20 protein-coding genes and 1 pseudogene are annotated in these 19439 nt (G+C 67.3%); 15 read left to right on the top strand and 6 right to left on the bottom strand.

Annotated features, from left to right (window positions below; translation table 11 throughout):
- Positions 1-326 precede the first annotated feature (326 nt).
- Both ACYQ02_RS01410 and ACYQ02_RS01415 read left to right on the top strand, forming a co-directional pair.
- Positions 327-1439 carry a ParM/StbA family protein gene (locus ACYQ02_RS01410; RefSeq protein ID WP_460038653.1) on the top strand — a complete coding sequence of 371 codons (1113 nt, stop codon included), beginning with the start codon at positions 327-329 and terminating at the stop codon, positions 1437-1439.
- The gene (locus ACYQ02_RS01415) at positions 1432-1785 is read left to right on the top strand and encodes a hypothetical protein (protein ID WP_460038654.1); all 354 of its coding nucleotides are present in this window, start codon (positions 1432-1434) and stop codon (positions 1783-1785) included. The genes ACYQ02_RS01410 and ACYQ02_RS01415 overlap by 8 nt, the downstream gene beginning before the upstream one ends.
- Before the next feature lie 24 nt (positions 1786-1809).
- Here ACYQ02_RS01415 and ACYQ02_RS01420 read toward each other — a convergent pair whose 3' ends face one another.
- The 3 genes from ACYQ02_RS01420 to ACYQ02_RS01430 form a co-directional block, all read right to left on the bottom strand.
- Positions 1810-2697 (bottom strand): ParB/RepB/Spo0J family partition protein, encoded by an 888-nt coding sequence (locus ACYQ02_RS01420; protein ID WP_460038655.1) that lies wholly within the window; start codon positions 2695-2697, stop codon positions 1810-1812.
- Positions 2698-2721: 24 nt separating this feature from the next.
- Positions 2722-3123 (bottom strand): hypothetical protein, encoded by a 402-nt coding sequence (locus ACYQ02_RS01425; protein WP_460038656.1) that lies wholly within the window; start codon positions 3121-3123, stop codon positions 2722-2724.
- A 1414-nt stretch (positions 3124-4537) separates the two neighbouring features.
- Positions 4538-5716, bottom strand: a complete 1179-nt coding sequence (locus tag ACYQ02_RS01430) for a ParA family protein (RefSeq protein WP_460038657.1) — start codon at positions 5714-5716, stop codon at positions 4538-4540.
- 516 nt (positions 5717-6232) lie between these two features.
- On the opposite strand from ACYQ02_RS01430, the gene ACYQ02_RS01435 reads away from it, so the two are divergent.
- The 13 genes from ACYQ02_RS01435 to ACYQ02_RS01495 all read left to right on the top strand — a co-directional run bounded on the left by ACYQ02_RS01435 (position 6233) and on the right by ACYQ02_RS01495 (position 18073).
- Complete coding sequence (locus tag ACYQ02_RS01435; protein WP_460038658.1) at positions 6233-7495, top strand: hypothetical protein; 1263 nt, start codon at positions 6233-6235, stop codon at positions 7493-7495.
- Positions 7496-7638: 143 nt separating this feature from the next.
- Positions 7639-9183, top strand: a complete 1545-nt coding sequence (locus ACYQ02_RS01440) for a nucleotide-binding protein (RefSeq protein WP_460038659.1) — start codon at positions 7639-7641, stop codon at positions 9181-9183.
- Between the two features lie 6 nt (positions 9184-9189).
- Complete coding sequence (gene cpaB, locus ACYQ02_RS01445; RefSeq protein ID WP_460038660.1) at positions 9190-10122, top strand: Flp pilus assembly protein CpaB; 933 nt, start codon at positions 9190-9192, stop codon at positions 10120-10122.
- The gene (locus ACYQ02_RS01450; RefSeq protein ID WP_460038661.1) at positions 10119-11420 is read left to right on the top strand and encodes a P-loop NTPase; all 1302 of its coding nucleotides are present in this window, start codon (positions 10119-10121) and stop codon (positions 11418-11420) included. Before cpaB ends, ACYQ02_RS01450 begins: the two co-directional genes overlap by 4 nt.
- Positions 11421-11423: 3 nt before the next feature.
- Complete coding sequence (locus tag ACYQ02_RS01455; protein WP_460038662.1) at positions 11424-12854, top strand: TadA family conjugal transfer-associated ATPase; 1431 nt, start codon at positions 11424-11426, stop codon at positions 12852-12854.
- Positions 12851-13732, top strand: a complete 882-nt coding sequence (locus tag ACYQ02_RS01460) for a type II secretion system F family protein (RefSeq protein WP_460038663.1) — start codon at positions 12851-12853, stop codon at positions 13730-13732. Before ACYQ02_RS01455 ends, ACYQ02_RS01460 begins: the two co-directional genes overlap by 4 nt.
- A gap of 23 nt (positions 13733-13755) precedes the next feature.
- The gene (locus ACYQ02_RS01465; protein ID WP_460038664.1) at positions 13756-14655 is read left to right on the top strand and encodes a type II secretion system F family protein; all 900 of its coding nucleotides are present in this window, start codon (positions 13756-13758) and stop codon (positions 14653-14655) included.
- 134 nt (positions 14656-14789) lie between these two features.
- Positions 14790-14990, top strand: coding sequence for a hypothetical protein (locus ACYQ02_RS01470; RefSeq protein ID WP_460038665.1), 201 nt, complete (start codon positions 14790-14792; stop codon positions 14988-14990).
- A gap of 88 nt (positions 14991-15078) precedes the next feature.
- Positions 15079-15555: a TadE family protein gene (locus ACYQ02_RS01475; RefSeq protein WP_460038666.1), complete on the top strand. Its 477-nt coding sequence runs from the start codon at positions 15079-15081 to the stop codon at positions 15553-15555.
- A 44-nt stretch (positions 15556-15599) separates the two neighbouring features.
- Positions 15600-16007 carry a hypothetical protein gene (locus ACYQ02_RS01480; RefSeq protein ID WP_460038667.1) on the top strand — a complete coding sequence of 136 codons (408 nt, stop codon included), beginning with the start codon at positions 15600-15602 and terminating at the stop codon, positions 16005-16007.
- Between the two features lie 462 nt (positions 16008-16469).
- The gene (locus ACYQ02_RS01485) at positions 16470-16652 is read left to right on the top strand and encodes a hypothetical protein (RefSeq protein WP_460038668.1); all 183 of its coding nucleotides are present in this window, start codon (positions 16470-16472) and stop codon (positions 16650-16652) included.
- 158 nt (positions 16653-16810) lie between these two features.
- Entirely contained in the window at positions 16811-17254 is a 444-nt protein-coding gene (locus tag ACYQ02_RS01490; RefSeq protein ID WP_460038669.1) for a hypothetical protein, read from the top strand.
- A 36-nt stretch (positions 17255-17290) separates the two neighbouring features.
- Positions 17291-18073: a helix-turn-helix domain-containing protein gene (locus tag ACYQ02_RS01495; protein ID WP_460038670.1), complete on the top strand. Its 783-nt coding sequence runs from the start codon at positions 17291-17293 to the stop codon at positions 18071-18073.
- Positions 18074-18152: 79 nt separating this feature from the next.
- Here the strand turns inward: ACYQ02_RS01495 and ACYQ02_RS01500 are convergent.
- From ACYQ02_RS01500 to ACYQ02_RS01510, 3 genes and pseudogenes are all read right to left on the bottom strand, one after another.
- A pseudogene (locus ACYQ02_RS01500) lies at positions 18153-18383 on the bottom strand (DUF6504 family protein); the annotation flags it as partial.
- A gap of 424 nt (positions 18384-18807) precedes the next feature.
- Positions 18808-19197: a hypothetical protein gene (locus tag ACYQ02_RS01505; RefSeq protein ID WP_460038671.1), complete on the bottom strand. Its 390-nt coding sequence runs from the start codon at positions 19195-19197 to the stop codon at positions 18808-18810.
- A 34-nt stretch (positions 19198-19231) separates the two neighbouring features.
- Positions 19232-19414 carry a tyrosine-type recombinase/integrase gene (locus tag ACYQ02_RS01510; protein WP_460038672.1) on the bottom strand — a complete coding sequence of 61 codons (183 nt, stop codon included), beginning with the start codon at positions 19412-19414 and terminating at the stop codon, positions 19232-19234.
- Positions 19415-19439 lie beyond the last annotated feature (25 nt).

Consider the following 19439-nt stretch of genomic DNA (forward strand, 5'->3'; position numbering starts at 1 on the left):
CCCTTCGGTTGGGGCCGTGAAGGGCCCTTGGAGGGCCCTTGAAGGGCCCAAGGCCTTCGACCACCTCGCCGATGCCCCCTTGAAGGGCCCTTGAAGGGCCCTTGAAAGGCCCAATCTTCTGTAGGTGCCGGCGGTGAGGGGTCAATGGGGACTTCAAGGGCCGTTGAAATCCCCAATGGCTGCGGAATGCCGCTTCTAGCCCGCCGAGACAGCGTCTGGCGCGTTTCTACAGGGGCGGACGGCGCTGGCGCAGCCATGCAGGTATGCTGGATACTTGAACCAGACTTGTGCTACCCATCACCTGGGGTGAAGGAGGGGTGCATTGGATGCACCGGTACGTAGCTGGAATCGACATCGGGTACGGGTGGACGAAGATTCTCTCCTCGGCCGCGGGCGCACCGCTCGTCTACCCGACCGTGATCGGCGATCCGAACCGCGACCTGATCGTCGTCGACGGGGCGGGTGCCGGGTTGAGGGAAGTCTCGCTGCGGCGCCTGGCCGTGCGTACCGAGCACGGCTTGCACTTTATTGGCGAGCTCGCTCTGGCCGAGTGCGATGCGTCGACGATTCGGACGGCCGCACAAATCGTGGACCGGGTGCAGGATGTCGACTTCGCAGTGCTTATGAGTGCGGCCCTGGGCCTGGCGCTGGGGCCAAGCCGGGCCGGAAGCCTCGTCGTCGTCACCGGTTTGCCGCTGACGGTCTACCGCCATGAGCGGGCAAGCTTGCAGGATCGCCTCACCGCCCGTCACACCCTAACATTCGTCGATCCCGCGAGCGGGGAAACGCTGCGTTCGAGCGTCGTCGAGGTCGCAGCCACCCTTGTGGTCCCGCAGCCGATGGGTGCCTTTGCCGCGACGCTTCTTGACGAAGGAGGCGCCGTTCGCGAGCCCGATTTGCTCAAGGCGCGGGTCGCCGTACTCGACATCGGGTTTGGCACGACGGACTTGCTAGTGCTGCGCCCGGGCGGCGACGTCGATAGCCGCGCCAGCGCGAACATCCCTGGCGGCGTGCGCAATCTCGTGCACCGCCTGCAGCGCGATCTGCAGGCCGATCCGACCTTCCGGCGGTTGCAGCCGGCGCAGATGCACCTGCACGAGTTGGAGCCGGCCCTCCGCGAATATCTCCTCCCCGGCCTGCGGCAGGACCGTCCGGAAGCGGCACAGCTGCGCCGGATCGTTGACCGTATCAAGACCGATGCGGCGCATACGATGGCCCAGCGCCTGGAAAGCCATCTGGGCGGCAGCCAGCAGCCGGACATCATTCTGCTGGCCGGCGGGGGCTCGGCGTTGCTCGGCCACGTCCTGGTTCGGGCGGTTGAAAGTGCCTTCCCCCTCGCCACCGTTACGCTGGCGGAGGACCCGCAGCAGGCCAACACCCGCGGGTTTTACCGGCTGGCGCGGCAGCTTGCCGCGAGGAGGGGCCTGAGCGTTGCGTAGTCAGCGCTCTGCGATGGTCGAGATCAAAGTGCGGCTCTATCGGGGACTCGACGACGCCGTCATCGCGTGGTGGGATGGCCTGCCCAAGAGGCGGCGCGCCGAAGAAGTTCGCCGCATTTTGCGGGCCTGCGTCCTCGGCTCCCCGCCGGTGGACACCCCGGTGGCGCCCCCTGGCGAGCCGCCCTCCAGGGCGGAATCGCACCACCTGGCGAAGGACAGCGATCCGCCCCGGCCCGCCGACAGCGACCAACCGTCCGTGCCCCAACCCAATCCCGTCCTCGACACGCTGTTCAGCCAGCTGGAATCCGGCTTCGCCGACGAGTCCGACAATCCCTGGACGGACTAGCGGGTGAAAAGAACCAGCCGGCGCCTAGATCGAGGTGCCGGCTGGTTCTTTGCCATCGATCGGCTTTGGGACCCAAGGGGCGAGGGCCTCTGGCTGGTCGGATTCCACCGTAAGGCGCCAACCGGTCTTGGTCCTTTCGAGTGCTGCCCGCACGCCGGTTGCCGCCGCCGCGGCACGGATCCGTTGGACCAGCTTGGCGGCATCGGACGGCTCGGCCTCATCTCGGCGGGTATGCGGGCCCCCCCGCTCTTTCCGCTGCCGCCGGCGCCGGACCGCCGCCTCGACCTGGCGGACGGTGGCGCCCCGCGCGACCGCCTCTTGCGCCAGTGCTTCGATCGCCTGAGGGTCATCCGCGATCCCAAGAAGGGCCAGGGCATGGCCCGTACTGAGCTGGCCGGCGGCCACCATCGCCCGGACCGGCTCGGGCAGTTGGAGGAGACGCAGGAGGTTGGCGATTCGGGCCCGGCTCTTCCCCACCGCCCGGGCAATCGCCTCTTGGGTCAGGCCGTGCTCGCTTTGCAACCGGGCGTAGCCCTCCGCCTCTTCGATGGGGTTCAAGTCTTCGCGCTGGAGGTTTTCGACGAGGGCGAACAGGGCCAGGCGCGCTGGGTCCATCGGTGGCCGCACGACACACGGCACCGTCTCCAGGCCGGCCTGCTCGGCCGCCCGATAACGCCGCTCGCCCGCCACCAGCACGTAGCCGCCGCCATCGGGCGTCACCACCAGCGGCTGAAGGAGGCCGTGTTCGCGGATCGAGGCGGCCAGGGCCTCGATCGATTCCGCCGGGAAGGTGCGCCGGGGCTGATAGGGATTCGGGCGAATCCGGTCGAGACGGACCTGGACGACCGTGGTCCCGCCTTCTGGGGTCCCCAAAAGATCCAGCAGCCCGCGGCCCAGGCTTCGCCGCTCCATTCTCCGTCCCTCCGTCCGTGGCCGTTAGAGGATAAGGGCGCCGAGCGTGTTCACCGCCGTGCTCGCACAGGCCGAGACGTCGTTTTCGGTGACCATCGCAAGGGCGTGCAGCAGCGCCGCCGCCGGGCGAGGCAGGTCGTACACGACCTTCCGGACAGCGGGCTGTTCCGGCACGGCCAGGCGGATCAGCCCGCGCCCCAGGCGCTTGCGAGTCGCGGGCGCCGCAGGCCGTTCGGGAACCCCCAGACCCTGGGCAGCATGCCAGGCCACCACCTCAAGCCCGATGCACACGAGCTTATAGGCCGCAAGCCCGGTTTCGGCCTGCAGTTGCTCAAGGAGTTCGAGATCCGGAGCGCGCAGATACAGGGTCTGCCTTCGCACCCGGGGGGTGCGCATGCCCGGCTCGTGGGCGGCCCACACCGCCAATCGCCCCTCAAGCCACCCCGCAAGGCCCTCCGGCCAGCCCTCTTCCCCGTAGGCCGCAGCCGGCACCGTCCTTACCGCACCGCGTTCCGGCAGCTCCGCCTCCCACCCCCCGGGCAGAGCGACCCGAACCCGTCCGTTTTCCCGAAGCAGAAGCCCCGCCAGGTCCCCCGGCATGCTTCCGCGCCGGCGCCGCCTCCCGGCAGGGGACCGCCGGCCCACGGCCAGGCTGTCATCTTCCCTCCCGCTGTCCGGACCGGACCGGCCTGCGCTCCACCCTGTCCCTTGCCCTGCCATCTGCCCTGTCATTTGCCCTGTCAAACTCGGGGGCGCCACGGCGGCGGCCTGCCCTGCCATACGCCCTGTCAACTGCCCTTTCTGATGCCCAATCATCCCCCCTGTCTGACTGCCCGTCATCTGCCCTGCCTTTTGCCCGGTCTCGAGCCCCGTCATGTGCCCTGTCTGCTGCCCTGTCGCACGCCCTGTCGCTTGCCCCGTCGGTTGCCCTGTTGCCGACCCCGTCAATGCACCCGCCGTCGTACCCGTTACATGCCCTGTCGGGTGCCCCGTCATCGGACCTGCCGCGTGCCCTGTCTGTGAACCTGTCATTTCCGTTGTGCTCACAGAAGACGATTCAGCCCCTCCCTCAGAGCCTTCGCGGGCGTCCGCCGGCGCCCCAGGTGGGGAAGGGGCCCTATCCTGCGGGCGCGACAGCCCTTCCTCGGCTGGCGCCCCGCCGTCGTGCTCGGTCGATTCGGTCGGCGCCCGACCCTCCGTCATGGCCGGACCTGTCGTTTTCCCTGTCTCTTGACCTGTCGTCCGCCCCGCCACCCCCCCTGTCGGGTGGCCCGTCACTCGCCCTGTCATCCCGCCTGTCGCGTGCCCTGTCTTGTGCCCTGTCGTCTGCCCCGTCCCCGAGCCTGTCACAGGCCCTGTCTCAGAACCCGTCCCTTGCCCCGTCGTCCGCCCTGTTGTCTGCCCTGTCTCTCGCCCCGTCGGTTGCCCTGTCTCGTGCCCTGTTGCCACACCTGTCATCGGGCCCGCCATCTGTCCTGTTATTGGCCCTGTTGGCTGACCTGTCATCGCGTCCGGCATGCCGGGCCCGCCGGAGGCCGCGCCCTCGGGGACTGGGGGAAGGGCCGCCTCCGGAGCGCCACGACTCCCACTGCCGATCGCTTCCACCGCAGCGGTCGCTGGGGGGCAGGCAGCCGCAGGGTCCGCGGCTTGCCATGCCGCCAGGACCTCGTCGACCCGGTTGCCCAGGTCGAAGACGATGGCCGCGATGGCTTCGTCGCGGTTGCGGGCCGGGAGCCCCTGGCCTCGCACCCATTCGAGCAGCACCGCATCTGGGACGGGCGCAAGGCGCGAGGCCGCGTCCTCCCAACCGTAGTCCGCCATGGCGCGAAAGCGCCGCCGCTTATCCCTGGCCACCGGCCTCCACCTCCGGGAACGCCGCCCGCTCCAGGGCGGCAAAGCGGCGGTCCACCTCCACGGCCAGGGCCCGGAACACCTCGGCCACTTTCCCCGCCCGCTTGCCGCCGCCCTCCACCGCGTAGTCAAAGACGGTCTGTCCCAGTGCCGCGGCCTCCGGGAAGGCGGCGGATTCGGGCAGCTCGACCTCAAAGACCCGGTCGCCCTTCGCTTCCCGGACGAGGCTTGCAAACTCCCGCCGCACGGTGGCATCCCGCTTGGGGTGGTTCAGCAGATACCCCAGCGGGTCGATCCGCTTCCCGATGTAGCCCAGGGCGTCGTCCACCAGGTCCTCAAACACGTGGATCCCGTAGACGGCAAACTCCTCCGGTTCGACGGGCACAAGGTACGCTGACGCCGATGCCAGCCCGGCGATGGTCAGCGGCCCGATCACGGGCGGCAGATCGAAGATGATCCAGTCCAGGTCCATGGCCTGCGAAATGGCCCACACCTGCTGGGGGAGGGTAAGGAAGAACGTCCCGATCCGCCGCTTGATGTGCTCCGGGTCGGGCAGGACGGGAGCGCTGGCCAGCTGTAGGGCCGTCGCAATAAGCGCATGCTCGACCACCAAGAGCCGGTCGTCGGCTGGGGCCAGCCAAATCCGCTCCCTCGCCTGCACGACGATGTCGGCCAGCGGCCGGGGGTGGGGGATGTCGGGCAACTCCCAGATCTCCGCCAGGGTCGCCCGGTACGGGCGGCGCCGGGGGCTCCGGCCAAAGCCGAAGTGCCGCGTGGCGTTCCCCTGGGGGTCGGCGTCGATGACGAGCACCTGGGCGCCCAGCTCCTCAACTAGGGCAGCGGCCAGGTTCACGGCCACCGTCGTCTTGCCGACGCCGCCTTTGTTGTTGGCAATCGCCAGGCGGCGCGGCCCTCCCGGACGGCTAAAGCGCCGGATCTCGTCGGCCAGCGGGCCCCCCGTGCTGGTCTGCCAGACGCGCACGGCATGGCGCACTTCCCGGGGGTCAAAGCGCCAATCCCCGTTCGGCAGCCGCCACGGTCGGATCCCTTGCTGCTGCATCTGGCCCGATTGGATCCACGCCTCCACCGTCCGCCGGCTCAGGCCGAAAAACCGCGCCACGTCCGCCGTCGTCCACGGCCGCTCCGGCGGCAGGTCCGCCGATGGCATCCGCACCCCTCCTCAAGCCGTTTTGGCAATGTGGCACTTCGTGGCAGGAGTTCGCAGGATCGCGCCGAAACCCTGCTTTTAGCGCACCGGAACGCAAACCGCGCACGAACGGGTCCCCGGGGCCGCCGAATTGGGACGTCGAATCGTGGCGCCTCGAAGCAGGAAAACGGGGGAGGAGGGCGAAAGGCCGCCTAAGAGCAGAAGCCAGGGAAAAGTTAGCAATTCAGTGGCGCCGCCGGAAAAGAAAAAGGGCCGTGTTGCCGCACGGCCCCGGTGGCGTGGCGGTCGGACGGGGCGACCGCCTTCGCGAGTTCTCTTCGACGCGAAGGAGTGGAATCCTTCCGCCGCCAGCAACGCTTGCGGCGGTTTTTTATGCAGGCAGGGAAAAAAGAAACCCCGATCTGTGGCCGCAGATCGGGGGCAGTGCCCTCTGGAGGGTGCGCTGGATTCCAGGTGTTATTTTAAAGCCAGCCCTCCAGCGGGTCAAGGTTTTTGTTGCCCAAAGGAGGGTTGGGTATGGGCGAGCCGGTCTCTCGCATCGTCTACCGCCCAGGCCCCCAGCGCCGGGGGGGCTTTGCCGCGGTCTACCACGAGCTCCTCGACCTCTACATGCCCCACATCGGCGGCTTTTTAGGCGTGGGCTATTACACCCTGCTTCTGCGGCTCGTCAGTCGGCGACCCGGCGACCCCTACGCAGACCGCGCCTATCCCACCAAACGCTACCTCAAGCATGCCGGGGGCATCGGCGCCGACAAGCTCAAAGAGCTGGAGCTGCGGCTTGTGGCCTGGGGGCTGCTGGAGATCCAGATCGAGAGGATTCCCGTTCGGGGCCGGGGCGGCAACCTCACCCAGGCTCTGAAGTACACGTACTACGTGAACGACCCGCTGCCCCCGGAGGCCTTTGAGGCCGCCGTGCGGGAAGGCCGCCTGCCCCGACCCATCCCTCCGGCGCTCTTGCCCTCCTGGTGGTCGCCCGCCGTTGCCCAGCGCCTCGGCATCCCGTATTCCGCCCAGGCCCCTTTCCCTGTTCCCGAGGAGGAACAGGGAACACCGTTCCCCGTTCCCGGTCAGGAACAGGGAAACACGGTCGCTGTTCCTGGACAGGAACAGGGAACCGAAGCGCCCGCTGTTCCTGGTCAGGAACAGGGAATTCCCTGTTCCCAGTCAGGAACAAAGAAAAACAAAAAGACGTTGACGATAAAAAACAACGTCGTCGTCGCTCAAGAAACTCCGGTGCAACAACGAAGCAGCCGGCGGACGCCATCGCGACGCGACGACGACGATGTTCACACCCTTTGCAAAGCCTACGAGGCCGTCACCCGGCAGCCGATTCCGCCCGAGCAAGCCCGCCAGCTGCTCGCTCGCTACGGTCTCGTCGACTGCCTTCGGCAGCTGCGTACCCTGGCCTGGCGCCTTGATCGGGGAGGTCTTGAGCGGCCGCTGGCCTACTACCTCAAGGCCCTGGAAGGGCGGTACGAACCGGGGCCGGTTCGCCGTCATCGCCAGGCCGCCCGGCGGGCGCAGCTGGAAGTCCTCAAGGCACGGCGCGAGGCCGCGGCGGCTAGCGAGGCCGTCCAAGCGAAGCGGATCCAGGCCCAGCGGGCGGAGGCGCTTCTTGCAGTCCTGCCGGAGGCGGAACGCCAGGCTCTGGAGGAGGAAGCCCGGCGGCGCCTGACCGGGCGAGTCGGGACGGTGCTGTCCGAGGCGATGGTGCGTATGGAGATGCGAATGCTGGTCCTGGCCCGTTACGGCTCCGAGCTTGGGGACACGAACGGCTAGCCAGGGGCCGGGCGGATGCGGTAAAATCATCCGAGACGTCGACGACAAGCGAAAGCGGCCTTTGAGGGGCGCCATGCGGGATCCTGTCGATCCCCATGGCGCCATTTCTTATGCAACGGAGGCATAGGGGGGAGGGCCGAAGGATGCGCCGTGTGGTGATTGTCTGGCCATCGCTCAGCACAATGACGTCGTCATTGCGCATGCGCCTGGCGGAGCACGGTCTCACGCTTGACGAGGTCGAGCCCGACATCTCGCCGGACGTCGTCGCGCGGATCGTCGACATGGGCTGTGATGTGGTCCTCGTCGCCGACTGGACGCCCGGCCAACCAGGTTACGGGTTTCGCGAGTTTGCGCGGGACCTTGTCCACCAGTGGGCATCCGCAGACCCCGAACGCCGACTGCTGGCGGTCATCTCCCAGCAGCCGGCCGGTGCCGAGCTGTACAACTGGCTGGCCAGCCGCGGCGTGTACAACATCGCCACGGCAGCCGGCAAAGAGCGAATCGGCATCGAGGATCTCGTCCGGCTGATGACGCAGCGCTTCCGCCCGACCGATCCGGCGGTCCTTGCCTTGATCGATCCGGCGTATGCAGAGAGCCTCAAGCAGGCACCGGCCGAAGGGATCCGGCGCGAGCCTGCGGCCGCGAACGGGACTGGACCGGCGGGCGTGTCCGCTCCGGGGAAGGGCCGCATCGTGGCTATTCGCAAGCTTGCTCAGAAGGCTTCGGCATCACCTGCGCCGGCACAGGATGCGGCAGGGCGGAAGCCCGTGCCCCCGCCGTCGCGCCGGCAGGAACCAGCGGATGCCGCTCCGGCCTCAGACGACTCTCCGAAAGTGGGGAACCGGCCCGCGCACCCGGCCGGGAGGCAGGCCACCAAGGAGGCGAGTGTCGCCGGCACGACAGAGGGCGTGCGGCCCGCGTCGCCCTACGGACAGCGGGGGAGCGGCCGGATCTACGTCGTGGCCGGCTACAAGGGAGGGGTCGGCCGGACGACGGCGGCTGCGTCGATCGCGGCGCTACTGGCCGGCCAGGGCTTGCGGGTGGCGGCCGGTGACCTGCACTGGGAGATGCCGACGCTGGGGGCACATTTCGGCCTAGAGTCCGTCGCTGCAGGACCGGGCTGGGAGGCGATCTGCACGGGCTATGTACCCAAGGACTTGCCGTCCCGCTGGGGCGTGACCGTCATTGCCGCGCCCAATGGTTACACCTGCCAGGTGGACGATCTCAGGGCGGGGCTGCGCCGGCTGACCCAGGAGTTTGATGCGATCGTCCTGGACGTCGGCCCAAGCCCATGGGATACGGCCTTCCGGGCCGCTGCGGTCGAGGCGGACCGGATCGTGGTGATGACAAGCAACGACCCCATCACGGTCGAGGCCAATACGCGGCTGGTGGAACTCCTCGCTGCCGAGCTCGGGGTGCAGATGGTCCGCGTGCTGGCCGCCGGCATGGCGTGGCGGGATCAGGCAGGCGGTGTCCCAGTCGACCTCGTCCGGGAGGCCTTGGGCGCACCCGCAACGGTCTGGGCCGGGGTCGTCCCGAGCGATCCCACGTCCGCCATGCAAGCCCTGGCCGGGGGCACACCGATGGGCCTTGTCGCGCCCGCCGCATGGGAACCGCTCATTCAGGCCCTGACCGGCCAGTCAGGGCGAAAGACCGATCGGGCGGCGCAGGCCGCAATAGGGGGCTAACCGAACATGCCGCGCCTTAAGATCAGCACCGTCCTGTTTGGGCTCTCGCTCGTCCTGGCCATCGCGGCGGGTGTGTCCTTGTACGTGTACGCGAGCAACCTGCAGGCGACCGTCGCCGTGTTACAGCTGAACCGGCCCGTCGAGGCGGGCACACCGATCACGAAGGGCCTGCTGGGGGTCGCGTACGTGCCGGCCGAGGCGGTCCCCGAGGATGCCATCCGGTCATGGGATGCCATCGAGGGGAAAGCCGCCCGGGGTTGGATCCCCGAGGGGACGATCTTGCGAGAGTCGCTGCTGCTGCCCAAAGAGCAGGCCAAAAGCCCCATCGAAGAGGTCCTCGGGACTAACATGGTGGCCATGACCGTCCCCTTGCAAGTCCAGTCTGGCGGGCTGCTCCCGTCGGCCGGCGACCGGATCATGTTGTACGGGCTCATGGCCGAGCAGAACAGCACGGTCACGGTCACCCGCATCGGCGAGGCCATTCGGGTGCTGGAGCGTCTCGGCCCGCCGCCCCTGACCACACCGGAGCCGCCGGCGCCGCCACCCGACGCCACGACGCAAGCGGCCTCGGGGGGAGGGCTGGTGGGCGGCGTTACCGGCGGCGCCACGACTCCGCCGAAGAACGACGAGGAGGTCAAGCCGGATACCACGGTGATCCTCGTACTGGAAGTCTCCCGCGATCAGGCCGAGACCATTGCTCGCCACATGGTGGCCGGTCGGTTGCTGGCGGTGCTTCCGAACCAGGACTCCTTGACGGCGGGGGGAGGCTTGTCAAGTAGCGCACCGGCTCCGGAGCCGTCGGTTCCGCCGGCCGCGCCCTCCATGCCTAGCAACGCAGGGGGCGAAGCCGCAGCGCCGGCCCCCGAGGCCGGGCCGTCGCCGAACAACCAAGCGCCATCGCCGGAGACGCCACAGACTGGAGGGACCCTCAGCTCATGAGCCATTTGCCGATTCGGGTGCTTGTTGCCGACACCGACCCGTCCGTTCGCGACGAGCTGCAGCGCCTGCTCAAGGACTGCGGCTGTGCAGTTGTCGCCACGGCCGACTCGAAAGCGGCGCTCCTTGAACGGACCAAGACCTACATCCCCGACGTGGTCCTTTCGGCGTGGGAGCTCGACGGCCCCATTGGCGACACCGTTGCGGAACTGACACGCGACGGCGGGCCGGCCATTTTGGCCACCACGCCGGGCCGGTACGATCTGGCCACCTGGCGGGCGGTTCGCGCGGCGGGGTGCCATAACTTGTTGCGCATCCCCATTGGCGATCCACAGGAGCTTTTGTCGAGTATTGAGGCCGCCCTGGCAAGCCGCCACCGCTTGCCCGAACCCGCCGCGGGCCCTTCCCAAGCGGCGCCGGGCGTGAGCCTGAATGGGACGGTGCGTCCGGTCGGAGGGCGCCTGATCGCCGTCTACAGCCACAAGGGCGGGGTCGGCAAGTCGACCGTCGCGGCCAACCTGGCCGTTGCCCTTCGCCAGCTCGGCTCGACCGTGGCCCTCGTTGACCTCGATTCGCCGCCCGGGTCGATCGGTACGATCATGGGTGCTCAGAATGCGGGCGTCCGACGGCAGACCATCAATGACTGGCAGCTGGTGCAGGGACAGCTCATCAGCTGGGCCGACGCCCGGGCGCTGACGATGGAGCACCCCTCGGGCGTCCACTATCTGCCGGCGGCCAACAGCATCGCCGAGATGGGGATGGGGGAGGACGGTAGCCCGCGCTTCCTCGATGAGGGGCTTTATGAGACCGTCCTGACGACGCTGCTGCGCTATTGGCGCTTTGTCATCGCAGACTGCGGGACCGAACCGGAGCTCACCCATGCCGGAGCCCGGGTGGCGCTACGCCACGCCGATGACATCTTGCTTGTCACAACCCCATCCATCGATGCCATCGTCCGGGTGCGGTCCCGACTCAACCAAGTTGCCCCGCAGAACGTGCGTCATAAGGCCCGGCTCATTGTCAACATGATGGAGCGGACGGTGCCGTGGGATCCGGCGGAGATCGCCGGGAAGATGGGGCTGGCAATGGGCTGCGTCATTGCCCGCGACCCGCGCCTGGCCCAGTTGGAGCAGTCGCGGGGTCTCGCCGTCGTCGACATGCCGCGCTCGGATCTCGCCAAGAAGATTCAGGAGCTTGCCGCCAACATCGAAGGCGCCCGCTCGTCGGGGCCGGCTTCGGTGGACGCCGATCCCGCCCCGGCTCGCCGCCGGCGCTTTGCCCTGTTTGGAAGGAGGTCGTAAGGTGTGACCCCGCGCCAGCCGGCCATCCGCCTGCGCCCCGTCGCACTCCCGTCCGCGTCAATGAACGGTCATGGCCCGGCCTTGCCGGGCGGTCCGGGCCGTTCGCCATCGCAACCCCGCCAGCCGGGCATGACGGAGGCCGTGCTGCAGGACTTGCGCGAGCGCCTTCGCGATGCGGTGCGGGCCGAAACACAGAACCTCGGGGTCGATCCCACGTCGAACACGCACGAATACCGCGACGTGCTGTTGCGGTTGGTTCGCGAGACGCTGGCCGCCTACGTCCGGGAACAGGGCCCCACCGTCCTCGGGGGCCTGGGGATGGACCAGGCGATCCAGCATGTGTTTTCGGAGGTCTACGGGTTTTCCGTTCTGGACCCCCTCCTGGCCGACCCCGAAGTGACGGAGATCATGGTGGTCGGCCCGGAAAAGGTCGCCATCGAGGTGGGCGGGAAGACGACCCTGGCGCCTGTGACCTTCCGAAACGAGCAACACCTGGTGGACGTCATTGCACGCATCGCCCGGTTCTGCGGGCGGGAGATCAACGAAGCTCAGCCGCTTCTCGATGCACGGCTGCCCGACGGTTCGCGGGTGCACGCCAGCTTGAAAGTGGTGTGCCCCACAGGCCCCGAACTGACGATCCGGAAATTCCGGGCGCAGCTCTCCCTTGAGCGCCTGATCGCCTTCGGGTCGCTCGACGAGGCCCTGGCCGACCTGCTCAAGCAACTTGTGGTGGGGCGGGCGAACATTCTTGTCTCGGGCGGCACGGGGTCGGGGAAGACCACGATGCTTAACATCCTTTCAGAATTCATCCCTGACCACGAACGGATCATCACCATCGAGGACAGCCGGGAGCTGCAGATCCGGCAGTGGCACTGGGTGGCGATGGAGGCCCGGCCGGCGAACATCGAGGGCCGCGGTGAGATCACGATCCGGGAACTGGTGCGAAACTCGCTGCGGATGCGGCCCGACCGGGTCGTGGTCGGTGAGGTCCGGGCGGGAGAGGCCTTTGACCTTCTCCAGGCGATGAACACGGGCCACGACGGGACGATGGGAACGATCCACGCGAACTCGGCCGCCGACTGTATCAAGCGCATGGAAAGCCTCGTTCTGATGGCCGGCATGGACCTACCGTACGCCGCGATTCGGCAGCAGATCGCAAGCGCCATCGACGCCATTGTCCAGATCAAGCGCCTGCGCGACGGTTCACGCAAGGTCGTCGAAGTGGCCGAGATCGGCGAGGAACAAGCGCCCGACGGAAGTCCCTTGGCCGTCGCCAAGCCGGTTGTCCGCTTTGTGGAGGATGGGGAAGTCCACGGCAAGATCCAGGGCCACTGGGAGCCGACCGGCCACATCCCCCGACGGCTGATCGAGAAGTGCCAGCTCCACGGCGTGCGGTTGCCGGACTGGGTAACAAAAGGAGGGGAGCAAGGGTGAGCCTCCCGATCGGGCCCGCCACGGCGGCCGTCCTCTTCGCGGCTGCCATTGCCCTGGTGGGCGTTGGGATCATGGTGCAAGCCCGGGAGCGGTCGCTTGAACGGGCGCTGCACGATCCGGGCGCCCGCCCGGCGCGAGGGGGGGAGCGCCAAAGGGACCCGATGGCCCTGCTCTCGCAGTCGCAGGAAGTGCTGGGCCGCCTTGTCGGGTCCACGTCGGGTCTGGCGGCGATCCTCTTGCCTATCCTGTGGTGGCTGACCCACAACCCCGTGGCGGCTGTTGTGGCCGCGCTGCTGACGGCAGCGGGCTTTGTCGCACTGCGTGAACGCCAGGCCAAACGGGCCCAGCGAGAAAAGCTGCTCTCCCAGATTGGGGTCATGCTCATGCGGATCGAGCAGCAGCTCACGGCCAAGTCGCTGGTACAGGCGGTCGCGTCGTTGCGGGGTGACTTGCCGGAGCCGCTGGCGTCAATCATGGACCCTATCCTCACCGAAGTGGCAGAAACGAGCCGGGTCGGGCGGCCGATGCGAAAGCTCGCCGAGGCCGTGCCCAGTCCAGAAACAACGATGCTGGCCACCGTCTTCGAGATTGCCGAGGCCTCGGGCGGCCGGGTACGGGACAACCTGCAGCGCATCGGCGGGACCATCCGCCGGCGCCTGGAGATGGCCAAGGAGGTTCGGGCCCAAACCGCCGAGGCTCGCAACGAGCTGCGCATGGTACTCGGAATCTTTGCGGTGATGCTGGTGGCCGGCCGGATCTTCATGGCATCGGACATCCTGCGTGCGATGAGCAACACCACCGGCGCCATCATTGCGCTGGCAACCCCCTTTGCCGTGCTGCTATGGGTCGAGTCGATCCTTTCGATGGGCCAGGAGTAGAGCACAAAAAGGAGGGAAGACCCGTGCCCCTGGTACTGGCCGTGCTTGCCGGCCTTGCGTTCGTGACGGCCGGAGCGGGATTGCTCCTCTTACCTGTCGAGCGTACCAAGGCCCTCCATCAAGCGCTTTACGGAGCCCGTCCGGAACGAGTGGCACCACCGACTGTCCGAAGCCTGGGGCCGCTCATCATCGCGATGGTCCAAAAGCTGGCCCGCCGCGGCCGCTCTGAGCAGGACGAAGGGTCGGAGGACGAAAAACTGGCGGAGCTTGTCGCCCAGGCCGGGGCACCCTTTGGCTGGGGCGTGCGCGAATGGGAGCTGGTGCGGCAGATGGCCATGGGTGCCGGGGCGGCAATCGTCCTGATCGGCGTGGTCGCCCACGACATGCGCCTGATGGTGGCCGGCGCCGCCGTGACCCTGGGCGGGATGAAAGGGATCGACAAATACCTCCACACAAAAATTGCCCGCCGCCAGGCCCTCTTGCAGCGCCAGATCCCCGATCTTGCGGACGTCGTGGCCAGCATCACGGCGGTAGGATTGCCCCTGGCGGCCGCGCTGGAGCGGGCGGCCGCGTCCATCCCGGCGCCGCTCGGCACGGAGCTGGGCCAGGCCGTCGAGGCGATTCGCAACGGCGTTCCAGCCCCGGAGGCGCTCCACGATATGGCGAAACGCATCGGTGGCGAGGATCTCAAGCACCTTGTCGATGCCATGGTCGAGGCCCAGCGGAGCGGCGGCGAAGGCCTGGCGCGAGCAATGGGCGAGCAGGCCGAGATGTACCGGAACATCTACCTGCAAACCCAGAAGGAGCGCATCGCCGGCTTGAAGGGGAAGATGATATGGGTGCTTTTGGCCGCGGCGGCCCCCATTCTCGTGCTCATGTTTTCGATGTTCGCCGGGAACTTTGGTGCGATGGGTTCGTTCTAGCGCCTTGCGATCGCACCACTGCTGTGGTATATAGTGTCTTGGAAAACTCACCAAGCGAAGGGGCAGAGAGAGCGTTCTCCTGTGGGGGAACGCTTTTTTGTTTTGCGCGGAAGGGGGTGAGGGGGATGGGAGCGATGTTCAAGCAGCTGCTCACCGTAGCCAGGAACGGGCTCCGCACGGTGATCCGTGACGAGCGGGCAGCCGGGTTTGCGGAGTATCTGATCGTGACCCTCGTCATGGTGGCCGCCGGTTACGCCATCTTCAACGGCGTCATCAAGCCGGCCATGTCGAACCTTGGCAATCGGGCCAAGACGGCAATTGATGCAGCCCAATAAGAGCAACACCCTCGTGGATCGGATCGGCGGTCGGTGGGAGCGGCGGGGAAGACGGTTCCCCGCCGCTCCCGCCCAAGGGGGTGAGACGATGGGTAGAGTTCGCCGCAACCGTCGTCGGGAACGCGGCAGCATAACCGTGGAAGCTTTGATCTGGATTCCGCTGTTGCTCTACGTGGCCATGATGACCCTGGACTTTGGCATGGTGATGTCGGCGAAGACCGTTGTGACGGAGGCCGCTCGGGAGGCGGTACGCGACGTTTCGGTATCGCCCGGTTGCCCGTCGGCCGATACCGTCTGGAGCCGTACCGTCGATCCCATCATTCAAAAGGCCCTCAAGACCACCACCCCGTCCTGGGGCGCGGCGGGTGCGGCGGTGCCGGGCTATCCCGGCAAGACGTACCTCACCGTCCGGTGCTATAGCAACAGCGGCCTGCCTTACGTGGAAGTGACCGTGAATTACCTGCAGGAGGCGGTGGCGCCGTGGCTCCCTCGGGTAGTCGGCTCCGCGCCCAACCCCGATCACTGGCTTGTGTCGACCACGCTGGTCGCCTTCGACGAGCGCTAAGGAACGAGCAAGGCTCCATCACCGCCTTTTCGCTCGTTCTGCTCATGATGATGGCGACGGCCCTTTACGTCTTTACCGCGATCAACGCGGGCGAGCTGGCCAACAGCCGTATCCGGATGATGCTCGATGCTGCGGCCACCGCCGGTGCAGCGTATGGTGCAACGATTTCGTATAGCGTGACGCCGACAGGTACCTCGGTGTGCACCGTCGACATCGATCCGCAAAAAGCCGAAGCGGCGGCGCTGACGGTGTGGAGCCTCAATGCAAACCACACGGGATGGGACGCCATCGGGGTCGAGAATACGGGGCTTGCGGTCGATGTCGTGACGCAAGGGGGGCAAAAGGCGGTCCGGGTGCGGGGCGACTTTCGCCAGTACCGGCCGATTGGCCCCGGGGGCCTGTTCCGCGACCACTTCGTCCTGCAAACCATGGCCACCGTCCGCTGCCAGTAACATCGCTTCAGTGCCTAGCGAAAAGGAGTTTTGTCGCCCACCGCGAAGAATTCCCCTATCCCACGTGAAGTCTTCTGCGAAGGCCCTCCACGGGCCTTCCGAGCACCTCGATCGGGTGCCGTCCTGATGGGCGGCGCTTTTTCTTTTTCCCCTTTGAAGGAGGCGAGGAACATGCCGCTCGTCCCGCTCGTCGGAGCGGTCGTCACGGCCGTGATCGTCCACGAGCTGGGCCACTGGCTCGTGTGGCACCTCCTCGGAAAGGCGCCAGCCCGGTTGGTGATCACTCCGGCCGGCCCGGGTGTGTACGTGCCCGAGGCCATCCGAATCCGTACCCCATGGACCGTCCGGGCTCTGGCTGCGGCCGCTGGGCCGCTGGCCAATGCCCTGGTCGCCGTTGGGTTAGCGTGGTCTGGCGATGGCAATGCGGCGTGGATTCACGCCGCATTTGGGGGTGCCAATGCGTTGCCCATGGTCCTGGGGCGGGCCCCATCGGATGGGGCGCTACTCCTGGCCCTGGCCGTGAGCCGGGGCGACCATCGCACCGCTGCAGCCTGGCTCGAGCAGGCACGGCCGGCCCTGCAACGAGCCGGAATCATGGTCATGGCAGTTCTTGTCGTCGTCACCCTCGTGCTCCTGGGTAGTTAGTTTAGTGCAGGCACTCAGGTTCAGGAGGGGGGTGGGCACCTCGCGGGGCGAACCCCGCGGGGTGTTTGTTTTTTATGGGACGGTAGAAGTGGCGTGGCAGGACCTGGTACGATAAACCAGGACTGCAGCCGTCGAGGAAAGGAGGCCGGGGAAGGCGTATGATGCACCTTGTACAACAACTTTTGACGCCCGGTGAATTTGTGACGCGCTGGATGGCAGGGGTGGGGCTAGAGGGCTGGTTCACCACCATGTCGGCTTTCCAACTCCTGGCCCTGACGATCGTAGCGGAACTGCTGTCGGTGGACAACAAGATGCTGTTCGTCGACGCCAAGGTCCGGAACACGATCCCTTGGCTCGGCCTGCCGGTGATGTGGGCGACGGTGTTTGGCACGCCGTCCATGCTGGCCCTCATCCAGGCGGTCTACACCGGCACGGTCGACCCATCGAGCGAGATCTTGCGCCGGGCGGTGCTGTGGTCGATTGGCGCCGTCGGGATCACGGGCCTGTGTTTTGCGCGGCGGTGGATCGTGCCCTGGCCCACGGCCCTGGCTTTTCTGTACGCCCTCGCCATGATGGCAGCCGAACGGGTGCTCGCGGCATAGCGACATCGTAGTGCGCAGGGAAGCGGAGGTCGCCGCATGGACCACAGGCGCGGTTGCGGCTTGTACCGGCAAGCGGGGACGGATGTGCGACTCGTCGCGGTCCGGCCCGGCCCGGAAGATTACTTGCTTGACGTGCTGCTGTATCCGGGGCTCTGGCTTTCCCGCCCAAGTGAAATCGGGCTGGCGTGGGTGCGCGAGCAGCCCGGTGCCGGGGAGGACGGAGGCCCGCTCGGGTCGTGGGAGCGGCTGGAGTGGATCATCCCCCCCGGGTCGGACCGGTTGCCGGATTGGCTGGCCCGGCAATGGTCGGCTGCGGGCCTGGGGCCGTTGCCGCCAGCGGATACGCTCAACGGCGTGCCGCTTTTCCTCTGGCTGGGCTTGCTGCCGTCGCGGGTCGTGATGGAACGGTTGCAGATCGCATCGCAGCGGCGGCTCACAAAGCTGTTGCGGGAGGCGGCGATTCCACAGCCGGTGCCGGTGGGCGAGGCGGAGGAAGGCCAGCGGCCGGCCATGCGCCTGTGGTGGCTCGGCGACGTGCTCCGGGCGGAGGCCACGGTCGAGCCGGAAGAGCCCGTCTCCCGCTGGTTTTCAAGGGCTACCTTAAAGGCCGTGCTTGATGTGCTCGGGCAAGGGCGCAGGCACGTCACCGTGGAGGAGGCAGCCCACCTGATTGGCCGCTCGGTCTTCAGCGTGTGGCGGTGGATCCGCCAGGGGCGTCTCCAGGCCGAGCGCAACGAGGAGGGGCGCATGTTGGTGGACCTGCAAAGCCTGGCCCATTACGTCCGGGAGCGGCTGGATCCGGAGGAGGGGCGGCGGTAGTCTTCGCGATTCCAACCCACCCAGGGTGCCTGGTGGACGGCACCCGAAGGACCCTTAATCGTACAGACTTGTACAGGCACCACGTGCCGTCCGGGCGGCGATGTTCCAATTCGGCGACGGCACCGCGCTCCAGCACGATACGGTAGACGGTGCGTTCGGTCGGCGGGTCCTCGTCCCACCAGACTCCCATTTCGCGCCAGACCTCCAGGACATCGGCTACCAGGTAGATCCGGCCTCGCCACCGGAATCGGCGCGGCCCGTCCGGTCCCGCTTCGCCAAGCTCGACCGCCTCGTTCACGATCCGTGCCATCGTGTTCCTCCCCTCATCTCAACTTGTGCCCCCTCCGCATCTTCTGCAAGGCCAACTTTGTGTTGCTGCCCAGGCATACGACCACCTGCGCTGGCGATGGTGTGGTAAAATGCGGTGCGTGCACATGCTGTTGCCAATACGGAACGGCTAAAGCGGGGTGGCTCGCCCCGAACCTTGAGGGCTACGGTCTCGCGCTCCATGCAGCGCTGGGGGTGGATACGCTCCTCGCCTGGGAGACGATCCGAGTTATGGAGTAGTTGACCCTCCCTCAAGTCGTGGACCCACGACCGTGGGCCGGTAGGGCACCTTCTGCCACCGCCCGTGGCGGCCTTTCCGCTCGAGTCGTCCCTCCCTAACCTAATTCGGTAAGGCTGCCCAGTCGCCTCGCCTGCCGGATACATACCCAAAAGGGCGCCCGGAGGAGTCAGTCCTCCGGGCGCTTGTAGGTGGGAATGTCCACCATGACGATCTTACCCGTGTCCTCGTCTTCAAAGATGGTGAGATTGCGCTCGCCCCGGAACCGGACGCGGACGATGGGCTCGTGCGCCATGATAACCTCAATCTCCTGTACGTTCGTGGCGTTTGCTGGGTCGGATGGGCCCACCGGGAGCACCACCGTCGCATCCGCGGGGATGTCGAGGAGGCGGTGTTCGGTCCCGATCCGTAGCCGGTCCCATAGGTCCCGCGGCTCACGGTCCGGATTCGGGCTGTACGGGTCCTCCGTGAAGACCAGGCGGCCCTTTGCAACAAGCAGCTCCTGCACACCAAACGCCCTCGTCTCTCCGTTTTCGCCCCTCAAGAGCGACACGCCCATTGCGCTTCACCTCCTCTTCCAGGTTCTCGTCGGTCTACGCCAGCCTGTTCACCGCTTCCCGCAGCCGCAGCTGCGCCACGTGGGCGTAGATCTGGGTCATCGCCACCGTCACGTGGCCGAGCAGATCCTTGATGACCAGAAGGTCCACCCCCGCCTCCGCGAGTCGCGTCCCGAAGGTATGCCGGAGCCTCCGGCCTGGACGTGGGACTCGGGGCAAGAAACCCCCTACAGAACCTGGTAGA

The sequence above is a fragment of the Thermaerobacter litoralis genome (assembly GCF_054654595.1).

Bases quoted from the DNA above. Each gene is read 5' to 3' on its own strand.
- ACYQ02_RS01410 (WP_460038653.1), top strand. From the start codon at position 327: ATGCACCGGTACGTAGCTGGAATCGACATCGGGTACGGGTGGACGAAG.
- ACYQ02_RS01420 (WP_460038655.1), bottom strand. From the start codon at position 2,697: ATGGAGCGGCGAAGCCTGGGCCGCGGGCTGCTGGATCTTTTGGGGACC.
- ACYQ02_RS01430 (WP_460038657.1), bottom strand. From the start codon at position 5,716: ATGCCATCGGCGGACCTGCCGCCGGAGCGGCCGTGGACGACGGCGGAC.
- ACYQ02_RS01435 (WP_460038658.1), top strand. From the start codon at position 6,233: ATGGGCGAGCCGGTCTCTCGCATCGTCTACCGCCCAGGCCCCCAGCGC.
- ACYQ02_RS01440 (WP_460038659.1), top strand. From the start codon at position 7,639: ATGCGCCGTGTGGTGATTGTCTGGCCATCGCTCAGCACAATGACGTCG.
- cpaB (WP_460038660.1), top strand. From the start codon at position 9,190: ATGCCGCGCCTTAAGATCAGCACCGTCCTGTTTGGGCTCTCGCTCGTC.
- ACYQ02_RS01450 (WP_460038661.1), top strand. From the start codon at position 10,119: ATGAGCCATTTGCCGATTCGGGTGCTTGTTGCCGACACCGACCCGTCC.
- ACYQ02_RS01470 (WP_460038665.1), top strand. From the start codon at position 14,790: ATGTTCAAGCAGCTGCTCACCGTAGCCAGGAACGGGCTCCGCACGGTG.
- ACYQ02_RS01475 (WP_460038666.1), top strand. From the start codon at position 15,079: ATGGGTAGAGTTCGCCGCAACCGTCGTCGGGAACGCGGCAGCATAACC.
- ACYQ02_RS01480 (WP_460038667.1), top strand. From the start codon at position 15,600: ATGATGATGGCGACGGCCCTTTACGTCTTTACCGCGATCAACGCGGGC.
- ACYQ02_RS01490 (WP_460038669.1), top strand. From the start codon at position 16,811: ATGATGCACCTTGTACAACAACTTTTGACGCCCGGTGAATTTGTGACG.
- ACYQ02_RS01495 (WP_460038670.1), top strand. From the start codon at position 17,291: ATGGACCACAGGCGCGGTTGCGGCTTGTACCGGCAAGCGGGGACGGAT.
- ACYQ02_RS01505 (WP_460038671.1), bottom strand. From the start codon at position 19,197: ATGGGCGTGTCGCTCTTGAGGGGCGAAAACGGAGAGACGAGGGCGTTT.